The organism is Plantibacter flavus (genome assembly GCF_900177615.1).
In the GTDB taxonomy this organism is placed as follows: domain Bacteria; phylum Actinomycetota; class Actinomycetes; order Actinomycetales; family Microbacteriaceae; genus Plantibacter; species Plantibacter flavus.
In genome coordinates, this window is the sequence record NZ_FXAP01000006.1 from 1 (window position 1) to 13,812 (window position 13,812).

Here is a 13,812-nt window from a genome sequence, read left to right on the forward strand (position 1 = left end):
GTCGTCGAGGCCGCCCGCAGCACCCTCGTCATCGGCACCACCTGACCCGACACCGATCGCAGCGAAAACGACGACACAGAGCGAGGCTGCTCACATCCTCGTCGACCGGCAGACCGAGGACACGAGCTTCTCATCGGTCGCCGTCGACGACGTCGCGGGCGGGCGACTGGCGGTCGAGCACCTCATCGGACTCGGTCGGCGCCGCATCGCGCTCGTGGGTGGTCCGTCCTCGCTCCGGCAGGTCGTCGACCGGCTCGCCGGTGCGCGCCAGGCGGTCGATGCAGCCTCGGCCGCTGGTGCCGAGGTCACCCTTGAGGTCGTGGAGACCACCGCGTTGACGGTGCTGCAGGGCCGTTCCGCGGGCGAGACCATCCGGAACCGTCCTCGCGACGAGTGGCCCGACGCGGTGTTCGCGGCCAACGACCTCCTCGCGATGGGGGTCCTGCAGGCGTTCAGCATGCTCGGTTCGGTGCGCGTGCCGGACGACATCGCCCTGATCGGGTACGACGACATCGACTTCGCGTCGGCGGCGGTCGTCCCGCTGTCGTCGATCCGTCAGCCGAGCGCGCTCATCGGCCACACCGCCGTCGAGCTCCTGCTCCGTGAGGCGGACGCGGGCGCTCGACGCGTGCCCGAGCAGATCGTCTTCCAGCCGGAACTCGTCGTCCGGCAGTCGACGGTCGGCGTCGACCCGTCCTGAGGCGGGTGCCGCCCTGGGTCACGCCGGGTGGTCGGGGACCCACGGGTCGATGAGGCGGAGGCCGACACCGGCGAAGTCGCGCGTGTTCCGCGTCGCGAGAGCGGCGCCGGAGGATCTCGCGATGGCCGCGATGATCGCATCCTGAGGTCCGATGGGGTTGCCGGAACGGCGTCGCGTCGTCATGAGCTCCGCGTAATCGAGCGCGGCTTCCGCGGAGAAGGGGAGGACGCGCCCTGCGAAGTCGGCATCGAGCACGGTCGCCACGGCCTCGACGAGCAACGATCGGCGGGCGCCTGCAGGAAGGCGCAGGGCTCCTTCAAGGAGTTCGGCAGCGGTCATCGCGGTGAGGTGGAGGTCGGCCTCGTCCTGCCGGTCGAGCCACCGCGCCACCGTGGGGTCGGGCCGTGGTCTGAACAGTTCCGAGACGACGTTCGTGTCGATGATGATCATCTCGGGGCCGGGTCGTCCGCGTCGGCGCTCGCGGCATCGTCGAACGGATTCGGTCGCGTGGTCATGGTGCGGTCGGGGAGTTCTACGACGAGTTCACCGTCGAGGTGGAGGTCGACGAAGCGCTGATGAATACGCTCCGCCAGCCCCGGTCGGTCGCTGTCAGCGGCCGAGGCGGCGCGGATATCCTCAGCCGTCGTCGTCCTGACGGCCGCGGCCAGGATCGCCCGGATCTCCGCCTCCATGGATCGTCCGTGCAAGACGCCGAGCTGTTGCAAACCGCGTTTCGTGTCCTCGTCGAGATTCCGGACGGTCACCGTGGGCATGTCGTCACCTCTCGTGGGAATGGAGTGCTAGCGCGATGCTAGCACTTCGCGGTTCGGGCTTCATCGGTCCTCCACAGGCCACGCCAAGCGGAGGATCCTCTCAGGGACGTCCACGTAGGGTGGCCGTTTCGCCTCCCTCGGATCGGGCAACCGGTCGACCGCGGTCATCGAGGGGCGGCTCTGCCGAGGCGATGCTGCACCCACCGAGCATGAACCGAGCGCGCCCCCGACGCGACCGAGACCCAGGACGGTACCCCGCACATGACCAGCACCACTCCTGCGCGCGCCCTCGAGCGCCGCGACCCGAACACTCCGGCCGTGACCCCCACCCGGACCGGCGGCCGCCACGTGGCCCTCAGCCCGCGAGCCGCCCGTCGCGCGGCTCGACTCGAGGACGCCAGCTGGACCGCCTCCGTCGAGGAGGAGCGACGCCACGTCGACCTCGTGCCCACCAAGCGGCCCTCGGCCCCGCGCGCCAAGAGCTCGTTCGCGAAGCGCGCCAAGCCGTTCGCCACGTTCGGCGTGATGACGCTCGCCACCGGGCTCTTCGTGTCGGTGTCACTGCCGGCGGCCGCTGCCGGCGTCGACGTCGATGCGGCGACCGGTGGAGCGATCCCGTCTGCGGCGACGATGCAGTCGGTGTCGTACTCCGTGCCGTCGACCGCAGCCGATGTGCCCTTCGTGCGCGACGGCTACGGCGCGACCAGCCAGGAGGAGGTCGACGCCGCCTCGGCCGCCGCTGCAGCTGCTGCAGCCGAAGCGGCCGCGAGTGCATCCGCCGCCTCCTCGTCGTCCGCGTCGGCTTCGGCGGGACGCACTTACGCGGCTCCCGCCGTCGCCCGATCCGGCGAGGCGATCCTCGCCTACGCGGCGCAGTTCGTCGGTGTCGTCCCCTACGGCAACGGTAACGACCCGTCCTACAGCTTCGCCTGCGACGGTTACGTGCAGTACGTCTTCGCGGCGTTCGGTGTGTCCCTGCCTCGCGGCGCCGGTGCCCAGGCCGCGTCGGGCGTGCAGATCTCGGCGTCGGAGGCCGTCGCCGGCGACCTGCTCTACTGGCCGGAAGGCCACATCGCGATCTACGACGGTGCAGGTGGCATGTACGACTCTCCCGACTGGGGTCGCTACGTCCAGCACCGTCTGTCGATCTGGGGCGACCCGGTCTACATCCGCATCCCGTAGGCCGAGCGCTGAGTCGCCCGGAACGGTGCGTTTTCACCGTAAATACGCACGGTTCCGGGCAACTCAGCCGGAGCGACGGATACCGTGGAGCCATGAGCGACACACGCAGCTTCGAGACCTCCCTCGGCACGATCCTCGGTCGGGTCGACGGCGCGGTGGTTCGGGCCCGCGGCATCCCGTACGCCCGCGCGGGGCGCTTCGAGCTGCCGGAGCCGACCGGTCTTCCCGTCGGCACTGACGGCGATCCCGTGCCGTTCCGGGCCTTCAAGCGGGCGCCTGCTTCACCCCAGCGCACCTCGCGGGTGCTCGAGGCGGTCCTCGAGGGCGCTGGCGAGGGGATGGTCGACTCCGAAGACTGCCAGGCGCTCTCGATCACGGTCCCTGCCGACATGCGTCCGGACGAGTCGCTGCCGGTGATGGTCTGGATCCATGGCGGCGCCTACGTCACAGGCGCCGGCGACCTCGACGTCTACGATCCGATCAGCCTGGTCGTCGAGCAGCGGGTCATCGTGGTGTCGGTCACGTACCGGCTCGGGATCCTCGGCTTCCTCGGCGACGGTGAAACGCTGCCGGCCAACCTCGGCCTGCTGGACCTCGTCCTCGCGCTCCGGTGGGTCCACGAGCACATCGCTGCGTTCGGCGGCGATCCGGGGTCGGTCACGCTCTTCGGGCAGTCGGCGGGCGGCGATGCGATCGCGCACCTCATGATCAGCGACGGCACCGCGGGGCTCTTCCAGCGCGCCATCGTCCAGAGCGCGCCGCTCGGCATCAGCAGTGGTCGGGCGAAGATGGCGAGCGCGATGATGCGGGCGGCCGGCAGCCCGACGCGGGACACGCCGGTGGTTGAACTGCTCGCGCTCGAAGAGCGGGTGGAGCGGGCGGCGCGACGGTTCGGACTGCGTGGCGGCATGGCGTTCGGCACCCAGTACGGTCACGCGCCGCTCCCGGCGGAGGCCGACCGCGACGCCGCCTGGCGGGAGGCAGCCTCACGAATCGACGTCCTGATCGGCTCGACCACTGAGGAGACGCGGCTGTACGTGCCGCTCATCCCGGCCTTCGCCCGAATGACCTCGGCGCCGCTCGTCGGTGACCCCATCCGGAGGGCGCTCGTCGGTGCGACCACGCACCTCACGTACACGCGCGACGCCCGGAAGTTCGTCGAGCGCCATCGTGCGTCCGGCGGTCGGGCCACGCGCTACGAGCTCAATTGGGCGCCGCCCGGCAGCCCGTACGGCGCGTCGCACGTGACGGACCTGCCCCTGCTCCTCGGTACCGAACGGTCGTGGAGCCGGACAGCGCTCATCGGCTCGGCGACGTGGGCCGAGGTCGACCGTCGTGGCCGTTTCCTGCGTCAGATGTGGGCCGACTTCGCGCGTGACGGGGTGCTGGCCGCCGACGCGACCGCGGGCCTGAGCGACGTGGTCACGCTCGACCGCTGAGTGTGGCGCTGGCCACCCGACTACCCGTCGACGACCAGTGTCAGGCACGCGCGGGCATGCGCACGCGCTTCGTCCGGCGTCGGCGCAGCGGCCAGGCCGAGCAGCCTGCGTCGATGCGGTTCGCCGAGCAGCAGGGTGTAGAGCTGCTCCGCCCGCTCGCCGACATGGCCGGCGAGGAACGCGATCGAGCGGGCCGGGCCGACGGCGTAGAAGCCGGCGGCGACCTCGGGGAAGCGTGGAGATTCTGCGATCACGAGTCGGTGCAGCGCGATCGAGACGCCCGAGTGCAGTGCGATGACCAGTCGGGTGGCCGCGTCCTCGAGAGGCTCTTCCTCGGAGCCTGGCTCGTCGGCCGCGAGGAGGTACCCGTGCTGCCGTTCGACCGCCGCGGTCAGCATGCCGGCGAGATCGCCGAACCAGGTGTAGATCGTCCGCTTCGTCACACCGGCGTCTGCGGCGATCGCCTCGATCGTCGTCCCGCCGTACCCGTGTTCGGCGAACCGGTGGATGGCGGCGTCGAGGATCGCGTCGCGCCGGCGGTCGCGTTCGGCTGCCGTCGGGCGACCACGTCTCGATTCCATGCTCTAATGATACGGTAACGTCTCATTAAATGGAGAGGGTGGAGATGACGAAGATCCTGCATGTCGCGATCGTCGACGACTGGGAGGCCAGTCGGCCGTTCGGCGAGTACGAGGTGTCGACGCGAGCCGTGCCGTTCGTCGACGCCGGGTTCGTCCACGCCACGACCGTCGACCGACTGCCCGAGGTGCTCGGGCGGGTCTACGGGTCGCTCCAGCTGCCGCTCGTGCTCATCGTGCTCGACGTGGAGGAGCTGCAGGCAGCGGGCATCGAGGTGGTTCTGGAACCGGAACCGCGCGTGCTCGCACCCCTCCCGACCGCCGGGCCGGCCGTCGTCACCGAGCTGCCGCTGGAGCGAGACGGCTCGGGTGCCTGGCAGTCGCCGCAGACGTTGCCCTAACCTTCAGGCGCCGCGCGTGGTCAGCCGAGGAGGGCGCGGAGGTCGGCGAGGACGTCGTCGAGCAGTTCGGTGAACGATCTCGTCTCGTCGTCGGCGATCCAGGCGGCGAAGGCCAGGTGGAAGGCAGCGGAACCGCTCTGCGCTGCGAGTGCTGCGGGTACGGGAGCGACGCCCTTTGCGATGAGTGCGGTCGTGAGGGCGTCGGTGAGCGAGCTGCGCTTGAGCGACTCGCGTTCCATCAGTGCTGCGCTGGAGTCGACGATCCGCTGGCGTGCGCGGGACCACGTGCGCCGTTCGTCCGCGAAGAACGCCGCGCCCCCGTGGAGTGCGGCCTCGACGAGTGTCATCGGCGCCGTGGCTTCGGATGCGAGGAGGGCGTCCAGGAACCGCGCCTGATAGTCGTCCTGGTTCGTGAACAGCACCTCGCGCTTGTCGGTGAAGTAGCGGAAGAAGGTGCGCTCGGTGACACCGACGGCTGCGGCGATGTCGCTCACCGTGACGGCCTCGAATCCATGCGTCCCGAAGAGTTCGATGGCGGCCAGCTTGAGCCGCCCCTCGGTATCCGCTTGCCAACGAGCCATGGATCCATCTTAGCGATGACAGTGGCTGACATCAGGTGCTAGAGTGATGTCATTCACTGACATGAAAGGAGCACGCCATGCGTGTTTTCGTTACCGGAGCAAGTGGCTGGATCGGGAGTGCCGCCGTCGATGAGTTGCTCGCGGCGGGTCACGAGGTGCTCGGCCTCGCCCGCAGCAACGCCTCCGCGGCTTCCCTCGAAGCGAAGGGGGCGGTCGTCCTCCGCGGTGATCTCGACGACCTCGCGTCGCTCCGTCGCGGAGCCGTGGAGTCCGAGGCGACGCTCCATCTCGCGAACAAGCACGACTGGTCGAACCCTGCGGAGTCGAACCGCGCTGAGCGCATGGCGGTCGAGACGCTTGCCGAAGCGCTGGTCGGGTCCGGGAAGACACTCGGCCTCGCTTCAGGGTTGTTCCGACCCGACGCGGACCGGCCGGTGCTCGAGACCGATCCGCACCCGGCCGTCGGGCCGGAGTCGATGCGCGGTGGAAGCGAGAACCTCGCGTTCGACTACCAGGATCGCGGGGTCCGGAGCATCGCTCTCCGCTTCGCACCGACCGTGCACGGCCACCACGACCACGGGTTCATCGCACAGATCGTCGCGGCCGCGCAGCGCACGGGTGTCTCCGGATACATCGGCGACGGCTCGAACTCTTGGGCCGCCGTGCACCGCAGCGATGCGGCCCGGCTCGTGCGACTCGCGCTCGAGCAGGCTCCTGCGGGAGCCCGAGTGCACGCCGTCGGAGAGGAAGGCGCGCAGGCGCGCCGGATCGCCGAGGCGATCGGTGAGGTGCTCGGCCTCCCGACGACGTCGATCGACCCGGATGACGCGGCGGGTCACTTCGGCTTCATCGGGCGCTTCTTCGGAGCCGAGATGACGGCGTCCAGCGCGGCGACCCGCGCCGCGTACGGATGGGGTCCCACCGGCCCGACGCTGGTCGAGGACATCGCCGCCGGGGCGTACACAGCATGACGCCGCCGCCCCGTTGGAAGATGGCGGTCGTCACCTGGCTCGGGGTGTACCCGCTCATCACGCTGCTGCTGTTGGCGCTCGGGCCACTCATCCTCGGCCTGCCGATCCCGGTGGTGACGCTCATCCTGTCGGTGACGCTCGTCTCGCTGCTCACCTTCGTCGTGATGCCGCTCCTCCTGCGCGCCTTCGGGCCATGGCTGCGCGCAGGAGTTGCCGGGTCCACCGCAGGCGAAGGGGATGCTTCGTGAGTGCGGGATCGTCCTCCGCGGCACCGTCTTGGGCGGTGAGCGGGGCTACCCCAGGGCCGGCTTGATGTCCTTGACGATCGACTCCAGGATGCGCGCGTTGAAGTCGACGCCGAGCTGGTTCGGGACGGTGACGAGGACGGTGTCGGCGGATTGGACGGCGGCATCGGCCGCGAGTTCGGCGGCGATGACGTCGGGCTCGCCGATGAAGCTGCGGCCGAAGCGCGCGAGTCCGCCGTCGAGGTGTCCGACCTGGTCCTTCGAGTCGGCCTGGGCGCGCAGTCCGAAGTAGCGGCGCGTCTCGTCGTCGATGAGCGGCAGGATGCTGCGGCTCACGGAGACCCGCGGCTGCCACTCGTGACCGGCCTCGGACCAGGCGTCGCGGAACATCTGGATCTGCTCCGCCTGTAGCTCGTCGAACGGTACCCCGGTGTCCTCGGTGAGGAGCGTCGACGACATGAGGTTCATGCCCTGCTCCGCCGTCCACACCGCGGTGGAGCGAGAGCCGGCGCCCCACCAGACGCGCTCGCCGAGCTCCGGCGACTGCGGCTGGATAGCGAGCAGGCCGTTCGTCCCCGTCATCTGCGGGTTGGCGCGGGCCACACCCGCGCCGGCGATGGCCGCACGGAACACCTCGGTGTGCGAGCGGGCGATGTCCGCGTCGGTCTCATCGTCGCCCGGAACGTAACCGAACGACTCCGACCCGCGGAGGGCCGTCTCGGGTGATCCCCGGCTCACGCCGAGCTGCAGTCGGCCGTCGCTGATGAGGTCGGTGGCCGCCGCCTCCTCGGCCATGTAGAGGGGGTTCTCGTAGCGCATGTCGATGACACCGGTGCCGAGTTCGATCGTCGAGGTCTTCGCCGCCATCGCCGCCAGGAGTGGGAACGGTGACGCGAGCTGTCGGGCGAAGTGGTGCACGCGCACGTAGGCGCCGTCGACCCCGACCTCCTCCGCGGCGACCGCGAGGTCGATGCTCTGCAGGAGTGCGTCACGCCCGGTGCGCACGCTGGAGCCCGGAACGTCTTGCCAGTGTCCGAAGGACAGGAATCCGATCTTCTTCACGCTGGCTACAGCGTCGCACGCACGGCTTCTATTCCGGTGAATGGATCGTCGACCCGTTTCCTAGCTCGAGATGCGAACGGTTACTTGTTCTACGGAGACTCCGCGGAGATTGGTCGGCACCACCCGGGACGGGTTGAACAGTGCGAGATTGAATCCGTTGTCTGCGCTCACCGAACTTCGATAGAGAACGCCGTCGAACGACTGCGTCTTGATGTACTCACAGAGATACTGCGTTGGGATGTACTCGTAGGGCGCCCCGCGGGGTTGGATCGGTCGAGTGAGTTCCATCCCAAGTCGCTCGAGGAGGGGCAGGTCGGCGCGGAGTCGGATGATGTCTCCCTCCTCCTCAAGAAGCGGCGAGACTCTCCCTCGGGGGTCTCGCAGATCCGCGAATGTCAGGTCGGGCAATGCAAAGTCAGCAATACACGCCATCTCGCCAGTGTGAGGGCGAAGCTCGGCGACGGCGGTCGCAGGGGAGGACCCAAGGTAGAGGTAGGGAATGCCGGCCGGGTTCGCGCGTCCGTGCCCCGCCAGGTGCCTGGGCGGGGCGCCCATCTCGTCTAGGGGGAAAAGCTCGTCGCCACTCATAAGCCGGGCCCGATGCCAAGCAACGCCGGAAAGACTGGAGGACTGTGTAATTAGCTGCGAGAGCAGCTCGGCAACGCGGGCCATGTCCATCGGTTCATCGAGGAACCACCGGTTCCGGTGCATCATCTCACCACGTAAGTCCTCCCAGTCGCGAAGGTGCCCGCCACTGGGATGCTGAATAGCGCGATATGTAAGACGCACGCGCTGGCCATCATCGAGCACGTCGGAGAGCAGTTCCTTGGCCTGTGCTGCATTCAAACCGGAGCCTTCGAACAGCCGCCACTCCTCCTGAAGAAGCTGAACTATCGGATCGCCCTCCTCGTCGACCTCATAGGTGGCCATGAGGGTTTCGAACCAGGGTGATAGCCGCGAGGGCACGACACAATCGACGTTCTCCGAACCGCAGTAATCGCAGGTCCGCACGAGCGGGTCGCACATCGGCACGTACTGGTCCCGGATGAGATAATCGCCGAAACAGTTCGCGCAACAGCGGCGTTCAGGCATGGAAGTCAGCCAGCGTCTCCAAGTGATGGCGAATTGATAGTTTCTTTATGTATCCCAATCCCGGGAAGTGCGATCGGGCGTGCAGCTCTCGAAACTCAGACACGGCTGAAGTCTCAAGTATATTGGACCCCGGATCGTCAACTTGCGCGATGAGCTTATCGAGGGCCTGCGCGAACTTGCCAGCCGGGTCCACTGGCGTGTCGTTTGAGTCAGAAACAAAATGGTAGACAAACATCGCGCCATCTTGGTCTGGGTCGATGAATGTGAGGTGAATTGCGACAGCGTAGGCTGGTCCGCCGCCCTCGGAGTAATAGTCTCCTACAGTAAGGAAGTCGCCGTAACCGTCGCCGCCCAGCTCTGCGTAGGTTATGTGCAAATCTGAGAATCGGTCGATCGGACCGTAGGCGGAATTCTTCATACGCTCAAACCCATCTTCAATGAGAATGCGTTTTCCGCTTCGGAAATGACGGCGATACAACGTGTTACGCGCGTCCAGAAATGCGTGGGTGATCGGCTCAGTGGTAAGGGAGGCCGCAAGGCCTTTGCCATCGGTGAATCCAGCGTGAATGAGCATCAGTGGCGCGCCGTCGTGGCGGGAAATGCTCTGCAATGCGTCTCGCGTTGACATAGCATTCGACAGAAGGATGCCAGGGATGATCGCGTCGTTGTCCCCGTAATGCTCCTGAAGGTACTCCTCCAGGCCCTCGCCGTCATGACGGTGGTCACCGTGGCGGGGATTGATGATCACTGCCGCGGCGCCACCGTGTGCTTCCAGCTCCTGAAGGGTGCGCTCCAGCCCACTCAGTGTTTCTCGTACTGGCTCGATGATTGGGTGGAACCCGGCATCGGCGATGACGCCGGCGGATTCGCGAATCGCTAAGAGTTCAAACTGCTTTCCTCGAAAGAAGGGGTAGTACATGGGGGTCCTCACTCCACGCGAACAAGTTCGCGACCGGCCGAAGCGTCGCGGACTGTAGCCGAGCCCTCGACGCGTCCGAGAGTTCGGCTGCCAAGGCGGCTGGCCTCAATGGTACCGGGAGGCGCTCTAAATAAGGGCCCAATCGAGCAGGTGATCGCGTCGACTTGAGTACCCTTACTGACTCTGTGTGCACTCGAACAGGGTCAAGTGTTGCGTAAATCGCGCGCAGCAGGCCTCGGCGTCTGGTGTTGGGAACCTGAGGGAATTCAATTCCAAGACCGGTCAGTACAGCGACAGCCTCATCGATACGAAGCGTTTCGAGTATGGCCAGAGGATCGGTGCGCTCTGGCTGATCAAGAGCAGGCCTAGCCACCTGGAGGCGGAAGCGCTTGGAAAGCACAATGACACCGACGTGGTGTGGCGCGAGTTGCAGGACCTCGTCGCATTGCATGGGACTGGTAACTACATTAACTGCCGCAAAGACGGACTGATAATCCTGCAGCTGCGCCGGAAGGCGTTTCAAGTTGTCTCGTTCGGACTTGATCTCATATGCAGTAGATGTACCGTTGTAGATGACAACGTCGACCTTCGAGGCGCCGGCGCGCATTTCGTTCACCACGGTCGCTGTTCGGATGTTGTGGCGACCAAACGCAACTTTCTGTGTGATGGCTGCGCGGTAGACATAGTCATCTCTGGACCCTAGGCGCCGCAATGCTTCGAACGCTGCCTCGAATGCGGTCGCGAGGGTCGCGTCCTCACCTAGCTGCGAGGACAGGCCGGACTCGCGAAGGAGCCGAACAAGAAGCTGGGAATGTCCGTTCTCGCCGAGTTCACGGATCACTCGGGCGGAGAACATTCGCGTAAGCGCGGCCAGTTGTACTGTCGTTGAGGAGCCCACCGTGTCCTCCTATGCTGATGTCTTCTGGCGGTCAAATTCTACGTGCTGGGCACGATCGCGCCGGCGTTCGATGCCTGCGGCGCGTCACAACCGAGCTGTCTAGGCAGTTAGGGCGGTGTGCTTGCGTTCTCGGGAGCAGATGGAGCCGAGGTTATCACCGCGAAGCGATGCGTCCCGCTCGTCACCGACACCGGCTCGGCGCCCGGGAGGTCAACGACCGCCGAGGTCCCAGTCGGCACCTCGACCTCGACCTGCAATGCGCCGTCGGCGACGGTCCAAGCGATCGACGCGTGCCCGTACGGCGTCAGGTGCACCGCCGAGGCGTGGGTGAGCCCGCCGCCGGGCCGCGGCTTGAACAGGATCGAGCGGTAGCCGGGCGCGGCCGGAGCGATGCCGGCGACGACCCGGTGCAGCCAGTCCGCCACCGCTCCGAGCGCGTAGTGGTTGAACGAGGTCATCTGCCCCGGGTTCACCGTCCCGTCGGGCAGCATGCTGTCCCAGCGTTCCCAGATCGTGGTCGCCCCCTGTCCCACCGCGTACAGCCAGGACGGGCACTCGTCCTCGAGCAGGAGGTCGTAGGCGCGGTCGAGATGCCCTGACGTCGTCAGCGCGTCGCTCACGATCGGCGTCCCGACGAAGCCCGTCGCGATGCGGTTGCCGGCGGCGGCGACGAGGGCGCTCAGCCGCTCGCCGGCGCGGTCCACAGCCGCCGGGTCCGGCAGGAGCTCGAACGCGATCGCGAGCGAGTACGCGGTCTGCGCGTCACTCGTCATCAGCCCGTCCTCGCCGACGTACTCCGCGAGGAACGCCCGGCGGGTCGCCTCAGCGAGCTCGGCGTAGTGCTCAGCGTCGTCGACGCGACCGAGCACGGTGGCGGTCTTCGCGAGGTGCGCCGTGGACCAGGCCGAGTAGGCGGTGGCGACGAGGTGGCGGTCGGTGAGCGACTCCGCCGGCCGATCCGGTGGTGCGGCCGGGTCGAGCCAGTCGCCCAGCTGGAACCCCTCGTTCCACAGGTGGTCGGGACCGGAGAGCCGGTGGACGAGGTCGACCCACCGCTTCGCGCTGTCGTACTGGGCCGCGAGGACGCCGATGTCGCCGAAGCGCTCGTAGAGCACCCACGGGGTGAGGACGGCGACGTCGCCCCACACGGCGCCGGGTCGGTTCGGCGTCCACTGGCCGTCGTCGGGGATGAAGGGGACGTACCAGGGCACGGTGCCGTCCTCGTGCTGCTCGACCGCGACGTCCTGCAGCCAGGAGCCGAGCATGCCCGACACGTCGTACAGGAACGAGGCGGTGCGTGCGAAGACCTGCAGGTCGCCGGTCCAGCCGACGCGCTCGTCCCGCTGCGGGCAGTCGGTGGGGAGGTCGACGAAGTTCCCACGCATGCTCCAGAGCACGTTCTCGTGCAGGCGGTTCACCCGCTCGTCGGAGCTCTCGAACCAGCCCGTCCGCTCGAGGTCGGAGTGGTACACCCGCGCGACGACGTCGCCGTTCGCGACCGCCTCGTCGAGATCGCCCGGCCATCCGGTGATCTCCGCGTACCGGAAGCCGTGGATCGTGAACCGCGGCTCCCACTCCTCTGCGGCACCGCCGTCCGCCGGAGCCGGGCGGCCGGCGAGGGTGTAGCTGTCGGTCGCCTTCGCCTCGCGGAGCGGACGGGTGTAGATCTCGCCCTCCTGCATGACCTCCGCGGTCCGGATCACGACCGTCTCGCCCGCCGGACCGGTGACCCGGATGCGCAGTCGACCGACGAGGTTCTGGCCGAGGTCGAGGATGCGCCTGCCGCTCGGGCTCGTGAGGACCGCGATCGGCGCGACCTCCTGCGTCGCGCGCACCGGGGGTCCCTGCGGTGCGACCAAGGTGGCGGGGTCGCGTGTGCCGATCCGTACGCCGGCCCAGCCGCTGTCGTCGAAGCCGGGCTCCGACCATCCGGGGAGCTCCTCGCGGGCGTCGTAGTGCTCACCGTCGTAGTTGCCGGAGCTGATGATGGGGCCGAACGAGGCGCGCCAGTGCTCGTCGGTCACGATGGTCTCGACGCGACCGTCCTCATAGCGGAGTTCGAGCTGGGCGATGAGCGACAGGTCCGAGCCGAACAGGTTGCGGAAGCCACCGCGCCACCCCAAGCGGCCCCGGTACCAGCCGTCGCCCATCCAGGAGCCGATGGCGTTCTCGCCTGGGTGCAGGAGCTCGGTGACATCGTGCGTCGCCGTGCGCAGCCGGCTCGCGTAGCTGGTCCAGCCCGGCGCGAGAGCCTCGTCCCCGACGCGCCGACCGTTGATCTCCGCCTCGTAGACGCCGTGCGCCGTGAGGTACAACCGCGCCGAGACGAGGTCGGCACCCACGGTGAAGTCGCGCCGCAACAGGGGTGGCCGACGCGTGTCGCTCTCCTCCTCATCCCAGTCGGCTGCGACCGGCACCGCGACCCAGTCGCCCGGTGCGAGCAGGCCGGCCTCGACCGTCGACGTCGGGCTCCAGTCGGCCGCCTCGATCGCCTGACCGGGGCTCCCGCCGGTGCCCCACACCCGCACGCGCACCGATGCCACCTCCCGAGACCGCAGGGGAGCGGCGGGCCAGGCGACGAGGACGGATTCGCCGGTGGCGACCCGGCCCGTGGTCGTGACCCGTCCGTCGCGGGTGATCTCGATCTCGGCGGCGTGCTGCTCCCAGCCGGCGGGTGCGAGGTTCGTCCAGCTCAGCCTCGGGGTGGCTTCGCCGATCCCTCGGGCCTCGCGGAGGTGCTCGAATCTGGGGGCGCTCGTGGTCACCATCGTGGCTGCTGGTCCTTTCGTCAGGCAGGGCGCGTCGCAGCTCGCTCGGCGATCAACTCTGACACGTTTCAAAACCCGATGCTACAGCGTTGGTATACGAGAAAGCGAGGATGGTGCGATACTTCTTGACACGTTTCAAAACCTGGACCAGGATGGAGGCGCTGGCGGGGTCGAAGCGGATCCGTCAGGTGGGGCGCGCCGAT

General features: G+C 67.9%; 15 protein-coding genes. 6 read left to right on the plus strand and 9 right to left on the minus strand.

All coding sequences use genetic code 11. The features are described from left to right. Positions 1-700 (plus strand): substrate-binding domain-containing protein (locus tag B9Y95_RS16605; RefSeq protein WP_143736536.1); only part of this gene is annotated, 700 nt, incomplete at its 5' end. Between the two features lie 18 nt (positions 701-718). Here the strand turns inward: B9Y95_RS16605 and B9Y95_RS16610 are convergent. Both B9Y95_RS16610 and B9Y95_RS16615 read right to left on the minus strand, forming a co-directional pair. Then, positions 719-1,150, minus strand: coding sequence for a type II toxin-antitoxin system VapC family toxin (locus B9Y95_RS16610; protein WP_085513548.1), 432 nt, complete (start codon positions 1,148-1,150; stop codon positions 719-721). Next, positions 1,147-1,473: a FitA-like ribbon-helix-helix domain-containing protein gene (locus tag B9Y95_RS16615; protein ID WP_200811432.1), complete on the minus strand. Its 327-nt coding sequence runs from the start codon at positions 1,471-1,473 to the stop codon at positions 1,147-1,149. Before B9Y95_RS16615 ends, B9Y95_RS16610 begins: the two co-directional genes overlap by 4 nt. Before the next feature lie 261 nt (positions 1,474-1,734). Between B9Y95_RS16615 and B9Y95_RS16620 the strand changes: the two genes are divergently transcribed. Together B9Y95_RS16620 and B9Y95_RS16625 are read left to right on the plus strand one after the other, a co-directional pair. Then, positions 1,735-2,655, plus strand: coding sequence for a C40 family peptidase (locus tag B9Y95_RS16620; RefSeq protein ID WP_085513550.1), 921 nt, complete (start codon positions 1,735-1,737; stop codon positions 2,653-2,655). A 92-nt stretch (positions 2,656-2,747) separates the two neighbouring features. Continuing rightward, positions 2,748-4,094, plus strand: coding sequence for a carboxylesterase family protein (locus tag B9Y95_RS16625; protein ID WP_085513552.1), 1,347 nt, complete (start codon positions 2,748-2,750; stop codon positions 4,092-4,094). 20 nt (positions 4,095-4,114) lie between these two features. Here the strand turns inward: B9Y95_RS16625 and B9Y95_RS16630 are convergent, their stop codons facing one another. Further along, positions 4,115-4,675 carry a TetR/AcrR family transcriptional regulator gene (locus B9Y95_RS16630; protein ID WP_085513554.1) on the minus strand — a complete coding sequence of 187 codons (561 nt, stop codon included), beginning with the start codon at positions 4,673-4,675 and terminating at the stop codon, positions 4,115-4,117. A 44-nt stretch (positions 4,676-4,719) separates the two neighbouring features. On the opposite strand from B9Y95_RS16630, the gene B9Y95_RS16635 reads away from it, so the two are divergent. After that, entirely contained in the window at positions 4,720-5,073 is a 354-nt protein-coding gene (locus B9Y95_RS16635) for a DUF952 domain-containing protein (RefSeq protein ID WP_085513556.1), read from the plus strand. Positions 5,074-5,093: 20 nt separating this feature from the next. Here B9Y95_RS16635 and B9Y95_RS16640 read toward each other — a convergent pair whose 3' ends face one another. Further along, the gene (locus B9Y95_RS16640; RefSeq protein WP_085513558.1) at positions 5,094-5,654 is read right to left on the minus strand and encodes a TetR family transcriptional regulator; all 561 of its coding nucleotides are present in this window, start codon (positions 5,652-5,654) and stop codon (positions 5,094-5,096) included. 77 nt (positions 5,655-5,731) lie between these two features. Here B9Y95_RS16640 and B9Y95_RS16645 point away from each other — a divergent pair, with 77 nt between their 5' ends. Together B9Y95_RS16645 and B9Y95_RS16650 are read left to right on the plus strand one after the other, a co-directional pair. Then, a complete protein-coding gene (locus B9Y95_RS16645; protein WP_085513560.1) occupies positions 5,732-6,625 on the plus strand; it encodes an SDR family oxidoreductase in 894 nt (297 codons plus the stop codon). Beyond that, the gene (locus B9Y95_RS16650) at positions 6,622-6,873 is read left to right on the plus strand and encodes a putative antibiotic biosynthesis monooxygenase (RefSeq protein WP_143736538.1); all 252 of its coding nucleotides are present in this window, start codon (positions 6,622-6,624) and stop codon (positions 6,871-6,873) included. The genes B9Y95_RS16645 and B9Y95_RS16650 overlap by 4 nt, the downstream gene beginning before the upstream one ends. A 45-nt stretch (positions 6,874-6,918) precedes the next feature. On the opposite strand, the gene B9Y95_RS16655 is transcribed toward B9Y95_RS16650, so the two are convergent. The 5 genes from B9Y95_RS16655 to B9Y95_RS16670 form a co-directional block, all read right to left on the minus strand. Continuing rightward, positions 6,919-7,932, minus strand: coding sequence for an LLM class flavin-dependent oxidoreductase (locus B9Y95_RS16655; protein ID WP_085513565.1), 1,014 nt, complete (start codon positions 7,930-7,932; stop codon positions 6,919-6,921). Positions 7,933-7,992: 60 nt separating this feature from the next. After that, positions 7,993-9,024: an RES family NAD+ phosphorylase gene (locus B9Y95_RS16660; protein ID WP_085513568.1), complete on the minus strand. Its 1,032-nt coding sequence runs from the start codon at positions 9,022-9,024 to the stop codon at positions 7,993-7,995. Beyond that, on the minus strand, positions 9,017-9,943 hold the full coding sequence (locus B9Y95_RS16665; protein ID WP_085513570.1) for a sce7725 family protein: 927 nt from the start codon (positions 9,941-9,943) through the stop codon (positions 9,017-9,019). Before B9Y95_RS16665 ends, B9Y95_RS16660 begins: the two co-directional genes overlap by 8 nt. Then, complete coding sequence (locus B9Y95_RS21205) at positions 9,909-10,799, minus strand: sce7726 family protein (RefSeq protein ID WP_412458837.1); 891 nt, start codon at positions 10,797-10,799, stop codon at positions 9,909-9,911. Before B9Y95_RS21205 ends, B9Y95_RS16665 begins: the two co-directional genes overlap by 35 nt. 149 nt (positions 10,800-10,948) lie before the next feature. Beyond that, the gene (locus B9Y95_RS16670; protein WP_085513573.1) at positions 10,949-13,609 is read right to left on the minus strand and encodes a glycoside hydrolase family 78 protein; all 2,661 of its coding nucleotides are present in this window, start codon (positions 13,607-13,609) and stop codon (positions 10,949-10,951) included. Between the last annotated feature and the right edge of the window lie 203 nt (positions 13,610-13,812).

What these genes read in the sequence shown, in the direction of transcription:
- B9Y95_RS16610 (WP_085513548.1), bottom strand. Translation starts at nt 1,150, where the DNA reads ATGATCATCATCGACACGAACGTCGTCTCGGAACTGTTCAGACCACGG.
- B9Y95_RS16615 (WP_200811432.1), bottom strand. Translation starts at nt 1,473, where the DNA reads ATGCCCACGGTGACCGTCCGGAATCTCGACGAGGACACGAAACGCGGT.
- B9Y95_RS16620 (WP_085513550.1), top strand. Translation starts at nt 1,735, where the DNA reads ATGACCAGCACCACTCCTGCGCGCGCCCTCGAGCGCCGCGACCCGAAC.
- B9Y95_RS16625 (WP_085513552.1), top strand. Translation starts at nt 2,748, where the DNA reads ATGAGCGACACACGCAGCTTCGAGACCTCCCTCGGCACGATCCTCGGT.
- B9Y95_RS16630 (WP_085513554.1), bottom strand. Translation starts at nt 4,675, where the DNA reads ATGGAATCGAGACGTGGTCGCCCGACGGCAGCCGAACGCGACCGCCGG.
- B9Y95_RS16635 (WP_085513556.1), top strand. Translation starts at nt 4,720, where the DNA reads ATGACGAAGATCCTGCATGTCGCGATCGTCGACGACTGGGAGGCCAGT.
- B9Y95_RS16640 (WP_085513558.1), bottom strand. Translation starts at nt 5,654, where the DNA reads ATGGCTCGTTGGCAAGCGGATACCGAGGGGCGGCTCAAGCTGGCCGCC.
- B9Y95_RS16645 (WP_085513560.1), top strand. Translation starts at nt 5,732, where the DNA reads ATGCGTGTTTTCGTTACCGGAGCAAGTGGCTGGATCGGGAGTGCCGCC.
- B9Y95_RS16650 (WP_143736538.1), top strand. Translation starts at nt 6,622, where the DNA reads ATGACGCCGCCGCCCCGTTGGAAGATGGCGGTCGTCACCTGGCTCGGG.
- B9Y95_RS16660 (WP_085513568.1), bottom strand. Translation starts at nt 9,024, where the DNA reads ATGCCTGAACGCCGCTGTTGCGCGAACTGTTTCGGCGATTATCTCATC.
- B9Y95_RS16665 (WP_085513570.1), bottom strand. Translation starts at nt 9,943, where the DNA reads ATGTACTACCCCTTCTTTCGAGGAAAGCAGTTTGAACTCTTAGCGATT.
- B9Y95_RS21205 (WP_412458837.1), bottom strand. Translation starts at nt 10,799, where the DNA reads ATGTTCTCCGCCCGAGTGATCCGTGAACTCGGCGAGAACGGACATTCC.
- B9Y95_RS16670 (WP_085513573.1), bottom strand. Translation starts at nt 13,609, where the DNA reads ATGGTGACCACGAGCGCCCCCAGATTCGAGCACCTCCGCGAGGCCCGA.